Below are 19370 nucleotides of genomic sequence, written 5' to 3'. Positions count from 1 at the left end.
ATATAAGGCTCCTCAAAATATGGGTATTAATTTTAATATTGTTAATTTTATTTTTTCCTTTAATTCTAAAATTCTCATAAACTTTATATAATTAATTTTTGATATTGAATCTTTAATTTCTTTCTTCCATTCTACTAAATTTTTTATTTGTGATTTATTTCTATTCATATAGATTAAAATCCACCAAATCACGCTAATCAGCTCAGATTTAGCTCTTAATTGTAATTCTAATTTATTTGAGAATATCTCATCTATAATAAAAGCATTTCTAATCATTAAGTATTTAATACTATTTACACTTTTTGTGGCGGAGATTGGATTGTAACAGTAAAAATATTCTGCATTACTACGAATTATTTTTTTAGAATTCATAAAATTCAGTCGACCGATCACCTCATCATTATTATGATAATTAATATTATCAAAATTAAAAATTTCATAATATATATAGCTTTTTATAAAAATATCTTTTTTACATATAAACCAGGTATGGACATCCCATCCATTTAAAGAATTTAATAAACAATCCTCACTAGAAAGATAAATATCGTCGGAGTAAAATTTAAAATCTATGAATTCCATTTTTTCATTTTGCATCTTTACATTTGGTATTACAATATCAACTTCTTCATTATTTTTTATTATTCTAAAAAATTCACTGATATAATCCTTCGATATAACATCATCACAATCGTATAACATAATATATTGTGACAATGAATTCTCTATCCCCTTCTTTCTTGCTCTAGCTGCACCTTCATTTTTCTGCCGAAAAATTTTATAACTGAATTTAATATCTGATTTCAAACAATATTCCAACTTTTCAATTACATTATCAGGAGATCCATCATCTATAAAAATAACTTCAAAATTTTGGTCTGTTTGATTTTTCAATGCCTCAACACAAGTAGAAATATGTTTTTCATTGTTATATAAAGGTATTATTACAGTTATTAAATTAATCATTTAACTCTCTTTTAATTTTCCAAATGCCAGATAAGAGCACACTATCCAATATAATAAATAATTTATAGTGAATGCTATTGCAACTCCTTTAAATCCCCAAATTTTTATAAATATAATAGTTAATGGGATAACACTTAATGCAAAAAAAACTTCAGTTCCTATAAAAATTTTTGTCATTGCTTTACTTAGCATCATAAATGATACAATCCAACTCCCTATTTTTATAACATCTCCTAATAATTGCCATGAGAGCAATTGCAACATAGGTAAAAATTTCTCTGTAAATAATAAGTTAACTATCCACTCCCTTAATATAAAAATAATTAAACAAGTGATTGCTGTCATTGGTAATATCCACTTGTATCCATAATATACTTCTTTTTTTATTTCTGCATATTTCTGTAATTGCGATAATTTTGGTACATAATAAACACTTAGAATTGAACCTACTAACATTAAGTAGCCATCACTTAATTTATTCACCGCATCCCAATAGCCAGCATAACTCATGCCAAATTCATAAATAATAATTTTCCTTAACCAAATTTGTACTATATTTCCAAAAAAAACACTCACTAATGCCATTAATGCAAATACACTTAGTTTTTTTGCGATATTTTTATTAATTTTTCCAATGACATATTTAAACTCAAACCAATCCGTTCGGTAACATAATATAACCGTCACCACCAAATTTAGGGATTGATAAATAGATGATGCAATAAGTGCACCTTTTAAACCAAATTTTATGGCCAATAATGAGATAATAGCAAGTGCAAATAAGCTACCAACAATATTTGCAATTACCAGATTATTGATATCTCCCTTACCATTCAATATAGCAATTAATAATGCATTAAAACTAAAAAAGATTAAAAAAACAGAAAACCAAATCAGTATTATTTGATATTCAGTAGAATTAAATAAGTAAATTATAATGGTTTTTTGAAATAAAATTATCAGCACCATTAATATAAGGCTACATATTAAAACCATACTTCCAGCGGTTTGCCAAAGTTCTCTTTGTTTTTCTCTATCTTTATCATATTCTGCGGTGTATTTAACTACACCAGTATTAATAGCAGTACCTGCAAAGGTAATTACCATTTGGATAAAATTCTGGAACTGACTTATTGCTGCATATCCTGCAGGACCGACGTAAACAGCCAGAATTTTATTCACTACAAACATAGCAGCAATCTTAATTACGACTGCTATACCATTGAGTAGACTAGTTTTTAGTAAATTCATTTATGCTTTAAATCCATTACATAATTGAACAACTTTCCTTGCATCCTCTATAGATAAGGTCGGTCCAATAGGCAAACTCAAGACTTCAGCATGTATTTGTTCTGATATTGGTAAAATAAGATTATTCCATTCCTTATAGGCATGTTGTTTATGGGGGGGAATTGGATAATGGATTAATGTCTGCACCTGATGCTTTGTTAAATATTTTTGTAATGCTTCACGATGCTTAGTACGTACAACAAACAAATGCCAAACGTGTTGTGAATAAGTTTGCGCATTCATATTTTTTAATGGAAGCTCAATTTCTGGATTTTGAATTTCTTTCAAATATAAATCTGCAATTTGTCGACGGTACTGGTTCTCCTCATCTAAAAAATTTAATTTCACATTTAACATAGCCGCCTGAATTTCATCAAGGCGACTATTTACACCACGCACTAAATGTTTATATTTTTCGTGTGAACCATAATTACGCAATTCTTTAAGCATATTTGCCAGCTCAGCATCGTTGGTCGTAACAGCACCGGCATCACCAAGTGCGCCTAAGTTTTTACCTGGATAAAAACTAAAGCCTGAAGCGTCCCCCCAGCTACCCGCCTTTCTTCCTGCTATTTCAGCACCATGAGCTTGTGCCGAATCCTCTAGTACCAATAATTTATGCTTTGCGGCTATATCCATAATTTCTGAAATTGCAGCGAGCTGCCCATATAAATGAACAGGTAAAATTACTCGGGTTTTAGCTGTAATAGCAGATTCTATTTTTTTATAATCAATATTAAAGGTCATAGCATCCGGTTCAACCAATACCGGTTTTAGATCATTCTCTGTAATGGCAAGAATACTTGCAATATATGTATTTGATGGAACAATTACTTCATCTCCATCTTGCAATTTGCCCAATTCTTTCCATGCACGCAGGGTTAAAATAAGTGCATCTAATCCATTAGCAACCCCTATTGCGTACTGTGTTCCACAATAATTTGCAAAATGTTGTTCAAACTGCTCTAGTTCTTTACCCCCTACATACCAACCTGTACCGATTACACGCATACAAGCAGCTACAAGTTTTTCAGAATATTGAGCATTAATAGTTTTAAGGTCGAGAAATGGAATCATTATTATCAATCTCATAAAAAATTAGGGATTACGGCTCTGAAACTAAAGCCATCTACCTCTGTCTGCTTAACATAGCTAAATCAGTTCAATTGACTACACTTCAAATTATTAATCACTTTTTTAAAATTTAATTTAATAATTTTTTTGAATATTGATGTAAGACTCAAACCAATTTTTTCTTTTTTTAATATTAAATTTGTCACTACAAATGAATACTAGACCAATCTCTATTGGAATTATTTAGAAAACTTCAATATTAAAAATCCTCTAGAATATTCAGTAGAATTATTCATTGAATCTAAAATAAATAAATTAGCAATATTTTCAATGATCGAGTCTAGTGATACATAATTTTTTATTTCCTAACTACAAAAATCAGATTCCTGATTTGTTAACATAGCCTTTGTATTATTTTAATTTCTTAACTATTTACAATATTTCTTAATCTGATCTGTAATATAGCTACTCATCTAAAACTTATCTGTTGTAATGAATATTGTTATACTAACATCAGTTTTTAGGTCTCATGTAAATAAAGAAGTACCTAATATACTCCTTCCATTGTTTTTCAAAAAATTATTTCTACCTTTGTATTTATATAATAGATCTTATTCACTACCTATATTAATTTTTCGCTTAAATTTTTATTTTTAAAAATATTAAGTTTATAAAAACAACTCATTCAATACCAAGATAAAAAATGTTTTAGCGCATTAGGAACCAAGCCATTCTCTAGTTTCATTTCTCACACCCTCCAAAAATTCATCATAATTACGAATATAATCATTCTCGTCATAATGAGTATTGGCCAACACTAATAATACACAATCTTCAGAAAAATCATGCATTTCCCGCCAAGTTAAACTTTCAATCATTAACCCTTGTGTTGGAGAATTCAAAATGACTTCTTCCCTATGGAAACCATCATCCAAAATAAAACGACAACTTCCCTTTACGCACACAGCAATTTGTTTTAAATCAATATGTGCGTGAAAACCGCGTGGTTTATTACCCGATGGATTAAAAATATAATACAAACGCTTTATTTCAAAAGGGATTGATTGACTGGACTCAATGGCAACAAATCCGCTACGATCATCACCAAAACTGGGTAAATCGACCAATTTAACTAGACTCATGTTTATTCCTTCACCAAAGAAATTAAATATTGACCATAACTATTTTTACTCATCGTTTGACCAATGGCTAAAACCTGCTCTTTGCTTAACCAGCCATTATTCAGTGCAATTTCTTCTAGGCAGGCAACTTTATAACCTTGACGCTTTTCAAGTGTTTCCACAAACTGAGCTGCTTCAAGTAAACTCCCCTGTGTACCCGTATCCAACCAGGCAAAACCACGCTCAAGCAATTCCACGTTTAAATCACCACGTTCCAAATAAACTTGGTTTACTGTGGTAATTTCTAACTCACCACGCTCGGATGGCTTCACCTGTTTGGCAATCTCAATCACATCATTATCATAAAAATAAAGCCCAGTCACAGCAAAATGGGATTTTGGATGTTTCGGTTTTTCTTCTATTGAGACAACACGTTTTTGCTCATCAAATTCCACCACACCAAAACGTTCAGGATCTTTGACCTGATAGCCAAATACTGTGGCACCTTTTTGCCGTGCTGTAGCTTGACGTAACATTGATGTAAAACCTGGCCCATAAAAAATATTATCGCCAAGAACTAAACACACATTGCTTTGGCCAATAAATTCTTCACCCACAATAAATGCTTGTGCTAAACCATCAGGACAAGGTTGTATCGCGTAACTCAGCTCCAGACCGAATTGAGAACCATCACCCAATAAACGCTTAAACCCCTCAATATCATCAGGCGTACTAATCACAAGAACTTCACGAATACCCGCCAGCATCAATACCGATAACGGATAATACACCATCGGTTTGTCGTAAATAGGAAGCAACTGTTTCGAAATACCTTTCGTAATAGGATATAAACGTGTGCCCGAACCACCCGCTAAAATAATGCCCTTTGTTGTTTTTGACATTATACTGCCTCCCCTAAACGTTCACGCTGATAAGAACCATCCTGAATGCGACGACACCATTCCAAATTATCCAGATACCATTGCACTGTTTTACGAATGCCGGTTTCAAATGATTCTTGTGGTTTCCAACCTAATTCACACTCAATTTTTGAGGCATCAATGGCATAACGTAAATCATGTCCAGGTCGGTCTTTAACAAAAGTCATTAAGCTTGCATAACTTTGTAAATTCGGTCGGGGTTCTAATTCATCTAAAATCTGACAAATGGTTTTAATAACCTCTATATTTTGTTTTTCATTATGCCCGCCAATATTGTAGGTTTCACCCACAATGCCCTCAGTGACTACTCGATATAAAGCACGAGCATGATCCTCTACAAACAACCAGTCACGAATTTGCTGGCCGTTGCCATAAATGGGTAATGGCTTTCCATCCAAGGCATTTAAAATCACCAATGGAATCAATTTTTCAGGAAAATGATAAGGTCCATAATTATTTGAACAGTTAGTCACCACTATCGGGAAACCATACGTTCTATACCAAGCTCGAACTAAATGATCGGAGCTGGCTTTACTTGCTGAATAAGGGGAACTGGGCAAATAAGGAGTGGTTTCAGTAAATAGGTCGGTTGTACCTTCTAAATCTCCATACACTTCATCAGTTGAAATATGATGGAATTTAAATTTAGACTTTTTTATATCATCCAAATTTTGCCAGTATTTTCGTGCAACCTCTAATAGCGTATAAGTTCCCACTATATTAGTTGTAATAAATGCAGCCGGACCATCAATCGAACGATCCACGTGGGATTCTGCTGCCAAATGCATCACAGCATCAGGCTGAAAATCTGAAAATAGTTGTTCTACAGCTGCATGGTCACAAATATCAGTTTGAGAAAATTGATAACGAGGATGGCCAGATACAGCAGTTAAAGACTCTAAATTACCGGCATACGTCAATTTATCAATATTTAAGACATGATGTTCAGTAGCTTTTATTATATGCCGGATTACTGCAGATCCAATAAAACCGGCTCCCCCAGTCAACAATATCTTTATTATCATTTTGAGCATTCCTGTTATTCATTTTTATTTTATTTTTCAAATATTATTATTTAATTAATCACTGCCTTTTAGGCATATATATTTTTCTTCGCTTGTTTATAGCATAAATTAGTTTTATTACACAAACTATCTACAAAAAACTTATTCTCACATATAGTTTCACTTTATGAATAAGTCTTCATCTGAGTAGAATTTATCAAATACTGCATGACTGCTGATTTTTAGATAACTTTTAACTATATAAAACCTAATAATCGTGGTAGATATCGAAAAATTTTTCATTAAATAACAATTATTTATTAACCATCCATTCATCCAGACATTATTGCTCAAACCCGTTAAATATTTATGAAATTTAATTAAAATCTAAAATTTTTAAATTAGAAACAAACTATGAGAGAAATACTTTTTTTCTCACCCAATTTCTTGACTGTAAGGTATGTTGCGACAGCAATCTTGATCACTAGAAATAATGTTAAGAAATAACAAACACGGCATTGATAGCTTAAGCAACTCAGTTATATTTCTAACCTTATTCAGGGGGAGCATTACGCTCAATTCAGTAGAATCGTACGCTCATTTCTGGTCGATCTTATTGTTATGCTTCAACTCAAACTCACCCAGAGAACTAAAAATAAGTATGGACAAGGTATACGATTTGTTATAGTTTTTAGAGGTTAATCACATAAACTTAAACTAAAAAAATTAATAAATCTAATAATTACTAATTTTAAATATATAAAAATAAAGGGGTTTCAAGTGAACTATAGACACCTTTTAAGCGTTTTAACCTTAAGCCTCTCTTTAGTCGGGTGTGCAGGAATCTCGGGCTTTCAAACCTATAATTTACCAAAAGAGGGAATTTATAAGACCCAACTGGGAACTCAGGTTAATATCGTAAAACTGACCCAAGATACCCTACCTGCGGGACAATCAACCCAAATTAATGCTCTAAAAAATTACGCATTTTTATTCAAAAACAACATGCAGAACTACCACTTAAGTCCGGGTGATATTTTATCCCTTCAATTATGGGCCTACCCTGAAATCAGTGCAGCTGCAACGGATACTAGCAACGGCTATCAGATTGACCAAAATGGCTATATTCAATTTCCCATGATTGGTCGTTATAAAGCTGTTGGAAAAACATTAACCCAGGTCAATCAAGAATTACGCAGTCAATTGGCTCATTATTTAAAAAATCCAGATGTTGTGGTGAGAATACTGGCCTATCAAGGGCAACGTTATTCAGTTCTGGGTAACGTGAAAGCAGCTGGGCAATTTTACTTATCTGACCAACCCGTAAGCGTTTATACAGCGTTAGGTCTAGCGGGGGGTATGACTGAGCAAGGCGATTCCACATCCATTCAATTAGTGCGTCAAGGTTTGACCTATGATCTCAATACCCTTGCATTAGAAAAGTCTGGATTTTCATTACATAACCTGTTGATTCAATCCAATGACACCCTGTATGTCAATTCCCGTGAAAACCAGAAAATTTATGTCATTGGTGAAGCCGGCACGAATAAGGCACTGCCAGTGCGTGATCAGGGGATGACTCTAAGTGATGTTCTCGGCGAAAGCCAGGGTATTAATCCACTTTCAGCCAATGCTGGTCGGATTTACGTATTGCGCAATAATCAAAATAACCAAATGATTGAACTATATCACTTAAGTCTAAAAAACCTTGGGGATTTTGGTCTGGCCAACCAGTTTCAAATGCATAGCAATGATATTGTTTATGTCGATGCAACAGGTCTGACCCGCTGGCAACGGGTGATCAGCCAGATTATTCCCTTTTCAAATATCGTTAGTACAGCCATACGGTAGCAGCTAACTCAGGTATAAGCATTCGACATCTTTTTTGGGGCTTGGTCGGGAATATATGTCGGAGTTCAATGACGGAATATTTCTTAAAAATATATAACTACACCTGCAGATTGAATTTAAGTACTGCTGGTCTGAGTGAGTATCGCACGGATGATAAGACAAAATTTTACATGGAATCGCATGGAATTAAACTGCAACTCTATATAGCCTGAAAACTAAATGGGGAACAGATTAAAAAATCCGGTTTATTTTGGTAATAGTAAAAAATATATGGTTCTTTACCAAAGGCAAGATTTTCGTTAAGCGGCAGTGGCAAAACTAGGAGATTTCATATCCTCCCCCCCCGCAGTAGCAGCAAGTCTTTTGAAACCTGGGATTTGATTCAAAGCGACCTCATAGATTGGAAAACCATTTTTAAACTTTTGATAAGAAAAATTATGAACAAAAATAACAATACCGAAGATATGATTGATGCAAAAGGGTTGTTCTTGTCCCTGATTGCACAATGGAAACTAATTGTCCTATGCGCCTTTCTTAGCCTAATTGCCGCTCTGCTTTATTTACGTACTGCGGCCAATACCTATAAGGTAGATGCACTAGTCCAAATAGAAGAGAATAAAGGTGTATCAGCTGCTTTGTTAGGTGATCTTTCAGATGTAGTGGGACAGATGTCTTCAGCTAAGGCTGAAATTGAAATTTTAACATCCCGACTGATTTTGAGTTCAGTCATCGATCCTTTAAATCTTGATATCAAAATTTACAGTACCGAAGATAGCTTTAGCAATCGTCTGTTTCAACCTCAAAATTATCGAACTGAATATCAGCCTCAATATGTGCGTTTTAAAGATGGTAAAAAAAGCTTTGATATCCGTCAGTTTGAAATTCCGGCAGCTTATCTAGATAAAAATCTGTTACTCAAATTTCAGCAACAAAGCTTTAGCCTGACCCATCCTAAAACAGGAGAAATCATATTTCAGGGAGCACTTAACCGACCAGTACAAGCCACATCGGCACAAGGGATTTGGAAAATTGCGATCTTTACTCAGGATCAGCTAAATACCAGCTATCAGATTCAGAAACAGTCATTACCTGCAGCGATTAATTCAATTTTAGCTAATTATTCAGTTGCAGAAAAAGGTCAAATCACCGGTATTTTACAGCTTAGCTATCAGGGACAAGACAAACAATATATCACCCAGGTCCTCAATGCTATTTTAACTGCATACAGCCAACAGAATATTGAACGTCGCTCGGCAGAAACGGCGCAAACATTAAAATTCCTAGACGGACAATTACCGGATTTAAAGAAACAGCTGGATGATGCAGAAGAGGTCTTTAACCAGTTCCGTCAACAGTACAATACGGTCGATATTAGCAAAGAATCTGAATTGTATTTAAATCAAAGTATTTCTTTGGAAACCCAAAAAGCACTACTGGAACAGAAACAGGCAGAAATGGCGGCTAAATATACAGCAGCGCATCCGATCATGCGAGAAATCAATGCTCAACTCAGAGTAATTAGTGGCAAGATTCGTGAACTGAATAATATCCTAAAGAATCTTCCAGAGTTACAACGCCAATATTTGCAACTGTCCCGTGATGTAGAAGTCAAACAACAACTTTATACCAGCTTGGTGAATTCCTACCAACAACTGCGTATTGCCAAAGCGGGTGAAATTGGTAATGTACTTATCATTGATACCGCACTTGAACCCATTGAACCCATTAAGCCAAAAAAACCACTGATTCTGGTTTTAGCCTTATTGTGTGGTGTTTTTCTGGGTATCGTGTTGGCATTATTCCGCAATATGTTACATTCTGGCGTGAAAGATAGCAGCAAAATAGAAAACGAACTAGGGTTTCCCGTCTATGCCACTATAGCCCATTCCCCGATTCAAGAATCTGGACTGAAACTGCTGAAAAAGAAAAAGACCCCATTCTTATTAGCCATAAAACATAGCAATGATATTGCTATTGAAAGCTTGCGAAGCATCCGCACAGCAATTCATTTTGCACTGACACAAGCCAAAAACAACATCATCATGATCTCGGGCCCAACACCAGAAGTCGGAAAATCATTTGTTTCCAGTAATCTCGCGGTCATCATGGCAGAAAAAAATAAACGTGTGTTAGTCATCGATGCAGACTTACGTCGTGGGCACCTACACAAATATTTTAACCTGAATAACCAATATGGGTTAACTGAATACCTGAATGAGCAAATCATATTGAAACAGCTGGTTCAAACCACCAATGTGCCGAACTTAAGTGTAATTACATGTGGTAAAAGTCCAGCTAATCCATCCGAATTACTCAATTCATCCCGATTTTATGAATTACTACAACAACTGATTCCGTACTATGACCATATCATTATTGATACAGCCCCTGTATTGGCTGTCACAGATGCTATTATTGTGTCTCAACATGCAGGGGTCAATTTAGTGGTGGCACGCTATGCAAAAACTCAAATGAAAGAATTAGAGCAAACATTGAACCGTTTTAAACAAGCGGGTACCAAAGTAAATGGCTTTATCCTGAATGATATCCAGCGTTCAGCTGGTAGTAGCTATAGCTATGATTATACTTATAGTTACAAAACCAGATCATCCAGTTTTTATAAAAAAACAGGATAATTACCAATGTTGATCAGTTAAGACAAAACGACTGAAATGCAATAAAAATGAGTGTATCAACATACACTCATTTTTTATGGCTCTTTCCAACAAGCTAAATTTAATATTACAGTAGATTATGCCTTCTTTATCTCATTTCATTGAGATTGAGCTCATCCACTTATTTTTTTCTATCATTTAAAAGATTTTGTTCATTCTGGAAATAATTTTCTAACTGTGATCGAGTCCACCCAAAAAATCATATTCAGCTTTCAATGATGAATCATCATAAGGTAGCATGAGTAAACCTAATTTTTTTCTTTACCTAACTCCCTATTTAAAAAATAGGACCATAAAAACTTTCTTCAATCAAAAAAAGAATTTAATATTTAATTGTATTAAAAATGTTTTATATATTCAGTCTGTTATAGAATAACTAACTTGATAAGAATATATTGGATTTCTGTGCAATACCGCTTTTGTGAAACGTGTTGGATAGAAAAGTCTGCTAAAATTATTGCAACTTTTGAATATAAAATGAATTTGGGAAAACCTATGAGTAAAGCCTTACCCATCGCTGTCGCTGTTCTTCTAGGCGGTGCTGCACTTGTACCTGTTTATTATGCAACTCAAAACCCCGCTACTGTGACATCAAAAGCATCAAAGAATGCATCTGCTGTTGAGAAAATCAGTTATGCATTAGGCTATGAAGTTGCACAGCAAACACCACCTGAATTAAACATTAATAGTTTTGTGACTGGTGTACGTGAAGGTCACGCTCGAAATAAACCGGCTTATACAGAGCAAGAACTTCAACAAGCCTATGAGCAATTCCAAAAAGAAATGCAACAGAAGCAAGTTCAGCAAGCACAACAAGTACAAACAGCCAGCGACTCTTTCCTGACTGAAAATGCTAAAAAACCGGGTGTCAAAACCACCCCTTCTGGCTTGCAGTACAAAATCACCCAGGAAGGTACTGGTAAACAACCTGCCGCTAACTCGATGGTGACCGTACATTACAAAGGTCAATTGGTTGACGGTAAAGTATTTGATAGCTCAATTGAACGTGGTGAACCGATTGAATTCCCATTGAATCAAGTTATTCCAGGTTGGACCGAAGGTCTGCAACTGATGAAAGAAGGCGGTAAAGCGACTCTTTATATCCCTTCTCAACTGGGCTACGGTGAACAAGGTGTTCCAGGAGTGATTCCTGCCAACAGTACCCTGATTTTTGATGTTGAACTAATCAAAGTAAAATAAAAAAATTCAAGGAGAGCTTTTGCTCTCCTTATTTATCTTGGGATGAGAGAATGAAAACACCTATAACATTGCTTTGTTTCTGCCTTTTTAGCACAGCTAGCTTTGCAAAACCCGTGACCAATAGCAGTAGTTTAAATGAACAAGTCGGCTACAGCTTTGGCTATCTAATGGGGCGTAGCAATGCTGAATCTGTAAAAGATTTAGACCTAGATGCTTTCATGCTTGGGTTAAAGACTGCAGCTCAGGGGGGTAAGCCTGCTCTTTCTGATGAAGAAATGGCGCGCGTTCTGACTCAACATAAAAAGCTGAGTGATGCAAAACAGCTCATCGAGCTGAAACAAAAAGCCGATAGCAATGCCAAAACTGGGACAGAATTTTTACAGAGCAATGCTAAAAAAGACGGTGTGCAAACCACCAAATCTGGCTTGCAATATCAAATACTGAAACAAGGCACTGGAAAATCACCTAAAGCCAATTCTGTAGTTATAGTCAATTATGAAGGCCGTTTAATAGACGGTACAGTGTTTGACAGTTCAATTGCCCGAAATCAGCCTGCTGAATTTCAGCTCAGCCAAGTCATTCAAGGCTGGACTGAAGGCTTACAGTTGATGAAAGAAGGTGCTCAGTATCGCTTTTTCATTCCAGCACAACTTGGTTATGGTCAAATTGGCTCTGGTGATGTGATCGAACCAAATAGTACTTTAATTTTTGATATAGAACTTCTTGAAGTCCTGCCTAAGTCATCTCAATAATCCCGCTTTAGTTTGTGTTAAAAAGTAGCGGGTAGATCCAGGTGAGCAAAAATCATGCTCACTCCCTTACTCGTTATTTTTAATGATTTAATCAAGCTCTTTTTGATATTAGCTTTCAATATAAGCATGTTTTTTCTTTTTCAAGCGATGTATATCACCCTGTCTAACAAGCACAAAATAATAAAAATTTATATTTATTAAATATTTATATTTCAAATTAGTTGTAATTAATAGCATGTTTCAATTTATTGATAATAATATGCAGTGAAAATAAACCGATCTTGTACAATCATCAAAGATGTTTTATTTCTATGTTTCCATCACTATATTTTCTTTACCAATAATAAGGATTGCATCTATGGCTCTACCCATCAAAACTCGCGAAATTCAGTATACTGCTGCAGATGGAACTCATTTGATTGGATATTTTGCAGCACCTGAATCAGAAAAACCTGTCGCGGGCGTGATTGTAGCACCTGAATGGTGGGGACGAAATGAATATACCGAACAGCGTGCCCGTGAGCTTGCGGAACACGGCTATGCAGCACTTGCCATTGATATGTATGGCGATAAAAAAGTCACCACTGCAGTGCCACAAGCCAGTGAATGGATGATGCAAACCTTTGAGGATCCTGAAACAATTGTGACTCGTGCGTCTGCAGGTTTAGCCACATTAGCTGCGCAAGAAGAAGTAAATGCAGATAAACTGGCTGCTGTAGGCTTCTGTTATGGTGGCAAAGTGGTGCTTGACTTGGCACGTTCCGGTGCCCCTTTACAAGCGGTAGTGACGTTCCATGGCACCTTGACGCCGAAAGCACCGGCACAGCCCGGAAAAGTAAAAGCTGAAATTTTAGTATTGCATGGACAACTCGACAGCATGGTCAGTTTAGATGATGTTGCACGCTTTAAAGAAGAAATGCGGGCGGCTCAAGTCGAGTATCAAGTGATAATCTTTGAAGGTGCCAAACATGGCTTTAGCAATCCACTTGCAGATGAACGTGCCAAAGCTAATGGTGTTGATCTTGGCTATAATGCAGCCGCAGAACAACAAGGCTTATCTGCCATGTATAAATTATTAAATAAGCGACTTGGTGAATAGCAACGAAGATAAATATGGCTGTGCCATCTTTACCCATCCAGTGAACTGGATATTTTAAAAATTATATTTTTAAAGAGGATAGAACAATGACTGAAAACAACTGCCCATATTGCAACTTTGATGAATATGACATCATTGATAAAAATGACTTTGGTGTGATTTTACCTGAGCCGAATGCATTATCTAAAGGTCATTCTGTCATTATTCCTCTACGCCATGTCAGCTCTTTTTTCGATGTCACCGACAAAGAACGTAAAAGCTTAATGTCCTTACTTGAGCTTGCACGTAATGAGCTGCAGCTGCGCCACCATCCTTCTGGCTTTCATATTGGTTTCAATGATGGGAGCGTGTTTGGTGAAGCCTCAGAACATTTGCACATTCATATTATCCCGCGTTATGAAGGTCAAACCTTAAAACTGGATGAGCGCTGGGGTATGACCAGTAAATAAAAAACATGATCGTCCGCTTTAAAAATGATGCTCTGGCATCATTTTTTATGTCTGGTCACCACCGCAATGCTGCACAATTTTCGTTATACTATTCATCTATTCCCGATCCCCGGTTCGCATGTCAAAGTTTTCTTTTTCCGATGCCCTTCTTGCTTGGTTCGATATCCACGGCCGTCATGATTTACCGTGGCAAATAGCAGATGATCCATATAAAGTTTGGGTGTCTGAAATTATGTTACAGCAAACCCAAGTCAAAACCGTACTGCAATATTTCGATCGTTTTATAACTCGGTTCCCTACAGTTAAAGATTTGGGCCTCGCCAGCTGGGATGATGTTGCACCCTATTGGGCCGGGCTGGGTTACTATGCGCGTGCACGAAACTTACATAAAGCTGCGGGAATGGTGGCACATCAGGGTCATTTTCCCGCCACATTAGAACAATGGATTGAGCTTCCCGGGATTGGTCCTTCCACAGCCGGTGCCCTCATGTCGCTGGGTTTACGTCAATACGGCGTGATTATGGATGGCAATGTAAAGCGGGTATTAGCGCGTTTCTTTGCCATTGAAGATGATCTGTCTAAACCCTTACATGAACGTGCCATGTGGCAACTGGCCGAACACCTTTGCCCTGTTGAGCGTAATCATGACTATACTCAAGCGATTATGGACCTGGGTGCCACTGTCTGCACCCCGAAAAAACCGCTGTGTTTATATTGCCCGATGCAGGCGCACTGCAAAGCGCATCAACAGGGTTTAGAAACTGAACTGCCGTTTAAAAAACCCAAAAAAGCCGTGCCGGTCAAATCAGCACAAGTTCTGGTGATTCAGTCAAATAACCAATGGTTATGGCAACAACGCCCGAATAGTGGCTTATGGGGTGGCTTATGGTGCTTGCCGATTATTGAACATCCAGTTGAATTTGAAAGCCTGTGCCAAACATTGGGACTCAAAAAAGTCATCCAACGCGCTGAAATCACGCATAGCTTTACCCATTTCACCTGGCAACTTGAAGCCATCTGTTTTGAGGTGGATGCGGACCAGCAAGAACATCTTTCTATTGAATTAGGAGGTAGCTGGTTGGCTCCATACCTTGCCAGTGAAATGGGTATTCCAACGGCCATGAAAAAATTGATCTCTGCCATAAATTTATGACATAGTCAGGCACTGTAATTCTAATAATTTTCACATAAATCAGAATGAAAAAGGATGAACAGTGTTTCGTTGTATTTATGCATTATTACTGGGTTTTAGCCTGCTATGGATTGCTGCATGTAGCTCAAGCCCAAAAAAATCTTCAACAACACCGCTGCCACCGGCTCAGGTACAAAAGCTGAAAAGTATGCAATTGAAATCTTCATTGCCTATTCCCGTGCATAATATAAAAGCCAAACAGTTACGTGACACCTGGGCAGCATCACGCAGTTATGGACGCACCCATGAAGGCATTGACATCATGGCTCCACGTGGAACAAAAGTGCTGAGTGCCACAGAAGGTTTAATTGCCGACTTACGCAATAGCAATTTGGGTGGTAAAGTGGTTTGGATTATGGGGCCTGGCGGAACCTGGCATTATTATGCCCATCTTGATAATCATAAACGCGGCCTGAATGTCGGTGATTATGTCAAGAAAGGTCAGCTGATTGGTTATGTCGGCAATACCGGCAATGCCCGTCATACGGCACCGCATTTGCACTATGGAATTTATCTCGAGGGTAAAGGTCGTGGTGTGGTGAATCCCTATCCTTATTTACGTTAATTTTTTAGGAACTCTTCATGTCAGAAGCGCTGATCAATCGTTTGGTCGAATTTGCTGAATCAGGCAATCAACAAAAAATTGTTTTGGCTGGGCAAAGCCATCAAGGCTGGGTGATGGAAATCACGGAAGAAGCGCTTTTGATCAGTACCGGTTTTGCCGAAAAAACGGGACAAGACATGTGGATTCAATTCACAGACTTGCCCCAGGCAAAACTGTATTACTGGGATAACCAACACGATCAATGGGCTGAATTTAAGCTTTAAGCCCTGTCGGGAGCAGCAATAATGTCGATTCAACGCTGTAGTTGGTGCTCCGATGATCCTCTTTATCTGGCTTATCACGATCATGAATGGGGCAAAACCAGTCGTGATGAAGCCCATTTATTTGAAATGCTGTGCCTGGAAGGACAACAAGCGGGCTTGTCCTGGATTACCGTGCTCAGAAAACGTGAAGCCTATCGTGAGCATTTTTTTCAATATTCCATTGAATCTATTGCCTCATTTACAGATGAACAACTCCAACTGAAACTTGAAGATGCTAGCCTAATACGACATCGCGGCAAGCTCAATGCCATTCGGGAAAATGCCCAAGCATGGCTGAAGCTAAAACAGCAAGGAATCAATCCGGTGACATGGCTCTGGTCTTTTGCCCAGCAACCGCGACAAAACAATGATATTCCAGATTATCGTCAGGCAGCAGCACACACAATTGAAAGCCAGAAAATGTCTAAAGCATTAAAACAGGCCGGGTTTAAATTTGTCGGGCCCACCATTTGCTATGCTTTTATGCAGGCCGTCGGTATGGTCGATGACCATGAAAATCATTGTGACTTTAAAACAATATCCTCCCATTTAAATAAGAGCTGAAATCATGTCGAATAATATTATTCAAGCTTATGCCGCCATGTCTGCAGGTGCTGAACTGCAACCCTATCAATTCGATGCCGGAGAACTACAGCCGCATCAGGTCGAAGTTAAAGTGGAATACTGCGGCCTCTGTCATTCCGATATTTCAGTCATCAATAATGACTGGGGTTCATCGGTCTATCCGGTGGTGGCTGGACACGAAATTATCGGCACCATTACCCATCTGGGTGCAGAAGCCAAAGGCCTGAAAGTGGGTCAACGGGTTGGAATCGGCTGGACAGCAGAAAGCTGCCAATATTGCGATCCCTGCATTTCAGGCCAACAGGTGTTATGTACTGGTGGCCAAGTTGCGACTATTGTCGGACATGCTGGTGGTTTTGCCGACAAGGTGCGTGCTGGCTGGCAATGGATCATTCCCCTACCTGAAGATCTGGATCCTGAAAGTGCCGGCCCTCTGCTCTGTGGCGGAATTACCGTATTTGATCCGATCCTGAAGCATCAGATTCAGGCCATTCATCATGTTGGCGTAATTGGTATCGGCGGTTTAGGGCACATGGCAATCAAGCTGCTAAAAGCCTGGGGCTGTGAAATTACTGCCTTCACCTCGAACCTGAATAAAAGCGATGAGCTGAAAGCCATGGGTGCTGACCATGTGGTCAATAGCCGTGATTCGGCTGCCCTGAAAGCACAGCGGGGCAAGTTTGACTTATTGCTCAGTACGGTCAATGTGACGCTGGACTGGCAGGCTTATCTGGCCACTCTGGCACCGAATGGTACTGTACATATGCTGGGCGTACTCTTGGAACCAATGCAGATTCCGGCTGGCATGCTGATTGGTGGGGCCAAGTCAGTTACTGGTTCACCGACGGGATCTCCAGCTGCACTGCGCCAGCTGCTGAAATTTGCTGCGCGTAAAAATATTGCCCCGCAAATAGAAGTTTTCCCGATGTCACAGCTCAATCAGGCCATTGAACATCTGCATTCTGGTAAAGCACGTTACCGGATTGTGCTCAAAGCTGATTTCTAGTTCTTATTCAATTCTATTCAGATCTGTTCTGGCAGTATGTCAGGGCAGATTTTTTTGAACATTTTACCGTTAAATTTTTTATAGAAACTTGGCATGCTTTCGGGCCAGAAACTCAATAAACAGATGCGCATATTTAGGCAGATCCTCCTGCCGGTAATAGACCGTATGAATTTTTTAATAATGCAGATCATCCTGATCTTCAAATAGTACTTTTAGGTAATTGCCTGCAAATTTTCTTCTACCAGAAAATATTGATTTTCTGAGACAGTCTCTCCTAAACGCTTTACAGCCTTCCCCATTGAACCACTATCTCCCCTGGCCATAAAAATCTGTAATTCTTCAATGCTCGATTTTATCTTCCACTTATTTGTTAATTTTTAATCAACAATATTCTGTAAATCAAGCTATGTTTTAAGCTGAATAAAGAGCACAAAATAACCAGTATCAAAAATAATTCAAGGTTGAATCTATGAATATTATTCCTCAATTTGGTTTGGGTACCTTTCGCTTATCCGGACAGACAGTGATTGATTCGGTGAGGACGGCACTTGAAGTCGGTTACCGGGCGGTGGATACGGCGCAAATTTATGCCAATGAAGCCGAAGTCGGTCAGGCAATCGCAGAAAGCCTGGTCAACCGCAACGAGGTGTTTATTACCACCAAAATCTGGATAGATAATTATGCGCCAGACAAGCTGATTCCGAGCTTGAAAGAAAGCCTGCACAAGCTGCGTACCGATGCTGTGAATCTGACGCTGATCCATTGGCCTGCACCGAAACTGGGTATTGCCATTCCTGAGCTGATGCAGAACTTACTTGAAGCCAAACAACAAGGCCTGACCGAACATATTGGAGTTTCCAATTTCAATATTGAGTTGACCCAGCAAGCCATTGAGAGCATTGGCATGGAGCATATTGCAACCAACCAGATTGAACTGAGTCCCTATCTGCAAAATCAACGGCTGGTAGATTTTTTGCAAACCCAGCATATTGATATAACCTCTTATATGACCTTGGCCTATGGCAAAGTGCTGCATGATCCTGTCCTGCAAAAAATTGCTGTGCAACATCAGGCATCAAGTGCACAGATTGCCTTGGCATGGGCCTTACAGAAAGGTTTTGCCGTAATCCCCTCTTCAACCAAACGCGAACACCTGATCGCCAATTTAGAGGCACAGGAAATTCGGCTCAGCACAGATGAAATGGCAGCCATCGCGAAGCTGGAACGTAACGGCCGTGAAGTGAATCCGGAACAGCTGGCACCACTTTGGGACTAAGGAGCTGCATGCAAGTCAAAGT

18 protein-coding genes are annotated in these 19370 nt (G+C 38.0%); 12 read left to right on the top strand and 6 right to left on the bottom strand.

Translation table 11 applies throughout. The features are described 5' to 3' along the window. Nucleotides 1-12 precede the first annotated feature (12 nt). The 6 genes from ACKI4H_RS09260 to rfbB all read right to left on the bottom strand — a co-directional run bounded on the left by ACKI4H_RS09260 (nucleotide 13) and on the right by rfbB (nucleotide 6417). On the bottom strand, nucleotides 13-966 hold the full coding sequence (locus ACKI4H_RS09260; protein ID WP_407305257.1) for a glycosyltransferase family 2 protein: 954 nt from the start codon (nucleotides 964-966) through the stop codon (nucleotides 13-15). Then, complete coding sequence (locus ACKI4H_RS09255; RefSeq protein WP_407305256.1) at nucleotides 967-2217, bottom strand: O-antigen translocase; 1251 nt, start codon at nucleotides 2215-2217, stop codon at nucleotides 967-969. Then, nucleotides 2218-3333: a DegT/DnrJ/EryC1/StrS family aminotransferase gene (locus tag ACKI4H_RS09250; RefSeq protein ID WP_407305255.1), complete on the bottom strand. Its 1116-nt coding sequence runs from the start codon at nucleotides 3331-3333 to the stop codon at nucleotides 2218-2220. A 713-nt stretch (nucleotides 3334-4046) separates the two neighbouring features. After that, nucleotides 4047-4472 carry a sugar 3,4-ketoisomerase gene (locus tag ACKI4H_RS09245; protein ID WP_407305254.1) on the bottom strand — a complete coding sequence of 142 codons (426 nt, stop codon included), beginning with the start codon at nucleotides 4470-4472 and terminating at the stop codon, nucleotides 4047-4049. A gap of 2 nt (nucleotides 4473-4474) precedes the next feature. Beyond that, on the bottom strand, nucleotides 4475-5353 hold the full coding sequence (rfbA, locus tag ACKI4H_RS09240) for a glucose-1-phosphate thymidylyltransferase RfbA (RefSeq protein WP_407305253.1): 879 nt from the start codon (nucleotides 5351-5353) through the stop codon (nucleotides 4475-4477). Further along, nucleotides 5353-6417 carry a dTDP-glucose 4,6-dehydratase gene (gene rfbB, locus ACKI4H_RS09235; RefSeq protein ID WP_407305251.1) on the bottom strand — a complete coding sequence of 355 codons (1065 nt, stop codon included), beginning with the start codon at nucleotides 6415-6417 and terminating at the stop codon, nucleotides 5353-5355. The genes rfbA and rfbB overlap by 1 nt, the downstream gene beginning before the upstream one ends. A gap of 759 nt (nucleotides 6418-7176) precedes the next feature. Here rfbB and ACKI4H_RS09230 point away from each other — a divergent pair. The 12 genes from ACKI4H_RS09230 to dkgB all read left to right on the top strand — a co-directional run bounded on the left by ACKI4H_RS09230 (nucleotide 7177) and on the right by dkgB (nucleotide 19348). Then, nucleotides 7177-8247 (top strand): polysaccharide biosynthesis/export family protein, encoded by a 1071-nt coding sequence (locus ACKI4H_RS09230; RefSeq protein ID WP_407305250.1) that lies wholly within the window; start codon nucleotides 7177-7179, stop codon nucleotides 8245-8247. A 437-nt stretch (nucleotides 8248-8684) separates the two neighbouring features. After that, nucleotides 8685-10883 (top strand): polysaccharide biosynthesis tyrosine autokinase, encoded by a 2199-nt coding sequence (locus ACKI4H_RS09225; protein WP_407305249.1) that lies wholly within the window; start codon nucleotides 8685-8687, stop codon nucleotides 10881-10883. Between the two features lie 534 nt (nucleotides 10884-11417). After that, nucleotides 11418-12122: an FKBP-type peptidyl-prolyl cis-trans isomerase gene (locus ACKI4H_RS09220; RefSeq protein ID WP_407305248.1), complete on the top strand. Its 705-nt coding sequence runs from the start codon at nucleotides 11418-11420 to the stop codon at nucleotides 12120-12122. A 50-nt stretch (nucleotides 12123-12172) separates the two neighbouring features. Then, nucleotides 12173-12874 (top strand): FKBP-type peptidyl-prolyl cis-trans isomerase, encoded by a 702-nt coding sequence (locus tag ACKI4H_RS09215; RefSeq protein ID WP_407305246.1) that lies wholly within the window; start codon nucleotides 12173-12175, stop codon nucleotides 12872-12874. Nucleotides 12875-13232: 358 nt separating this feature from the next. Then, a complete protein-coding gene (locus ACKI4H_RS09210) occupies nucleotides 13233-13973 on the top strand; it encodes a dienelactone hydrolase family protein (protein ID WP_407305245.1) in 741 nt (246 codons plus the stop codon). Nucleotides 13974-14059: 86 nt separating this feature from the next. Next, entirely contained in the window at nucleotides 14060-14422 is a 363-nt protein-coding gene (locus ACKI4H_RS09205) for an HIT family protein (protein ID WP_407305244.1), read from the top strand. 118 nt (nucleotides 14423-14540) lie between these two features. Further along, nucleotides 14541-15575: an A/G-specific adenine glycosylase gene (gene mutY / locus ACKI4H_RS09200; protein WP_407305242.1), complete on the top strand. Its 1035-nt coding sequence runs from the start codon at nucleotides 14541-14543 to the stop codon at nucleotides 15573-15575. A 61-nt stretch (nucleotides 15576-15636) separates the two neighbouring features. Beyond that, a complete protein-coding gene (locus ACKI4H_RS09195; RefSeq protein WP_407305241.1) occupies nucleotides 15637-16179 on the top strand; it encodes a M23 family metallopeptidase in 543 nt (180 codons plus the stop codon). A 17-nt stretch (nucleotides 16180-16196) separates the two neighbouring features. Then, nucleotides 16197-16442 carry a hypothetical protein gene (locus ACKI4H_RS09190; protein WP_407305240.1) on the top strand — a complete coding sequence of 82 codons (246 nt, stop codon included), beginning with the start codon at nucleotides 16197-16199 and terminating at the stop codon, nucleotides 16440-16442. 21 nt (nucleotides 16443-16463) lie between these two features. After that, complete coding sequence (locus ACKI4H_RS09185) at nucleotides 16464-17045, top strand: DNA-3-methyladenine glycosylase I (protein ID WP_407305239.1); 582 nt, start codon at nucleotides 16464-16466, stop codon at nucleotides 17043-17045. 4 nt (nucleotides 17046-17049) lie between these two features. Next, nucleotides 17050-18072 carry an NAD(P)-dependent alcohol dehydrogenase gene (locus tag ACKI4H_RS09180; RefSeq protein WP_407305238.1) on the top strand — a complete coding sequence of 341 codons (1023 nt, stop codon included), beginning with the start codon at nucleotides 17050-17052 and terminating at the stop codon, nucleotides 18070-18072. A gap of 469 nt (nucleotides 18073-18541) precedes the next feature. Then, entirely contained in the window at nucleotides 18542-19348 is an 807-nt protein-coding gene (gene dkgB / locus ACKI4H_RS09175) for a 2,5-didehydrogluconate reductase DkgB (RefSeq protein WP_407305237.1), read from the top strand. Nucleotides 19349-19370: the final 22 nt, after the last annotated feature.

The sequence above is a fragment of the Acinetobacter sp. genome (genome assembly GCF_045628685.1).
Taxonomy (GTDB): Bacteria; Pseudomonadota; Gammaproteobacteria; order Pseudomonadales; family Moraxellaceae; genus Acinetobacter.
This window is presented reverse-complemented; position numbering and strand designations above follow the sequence as displayed.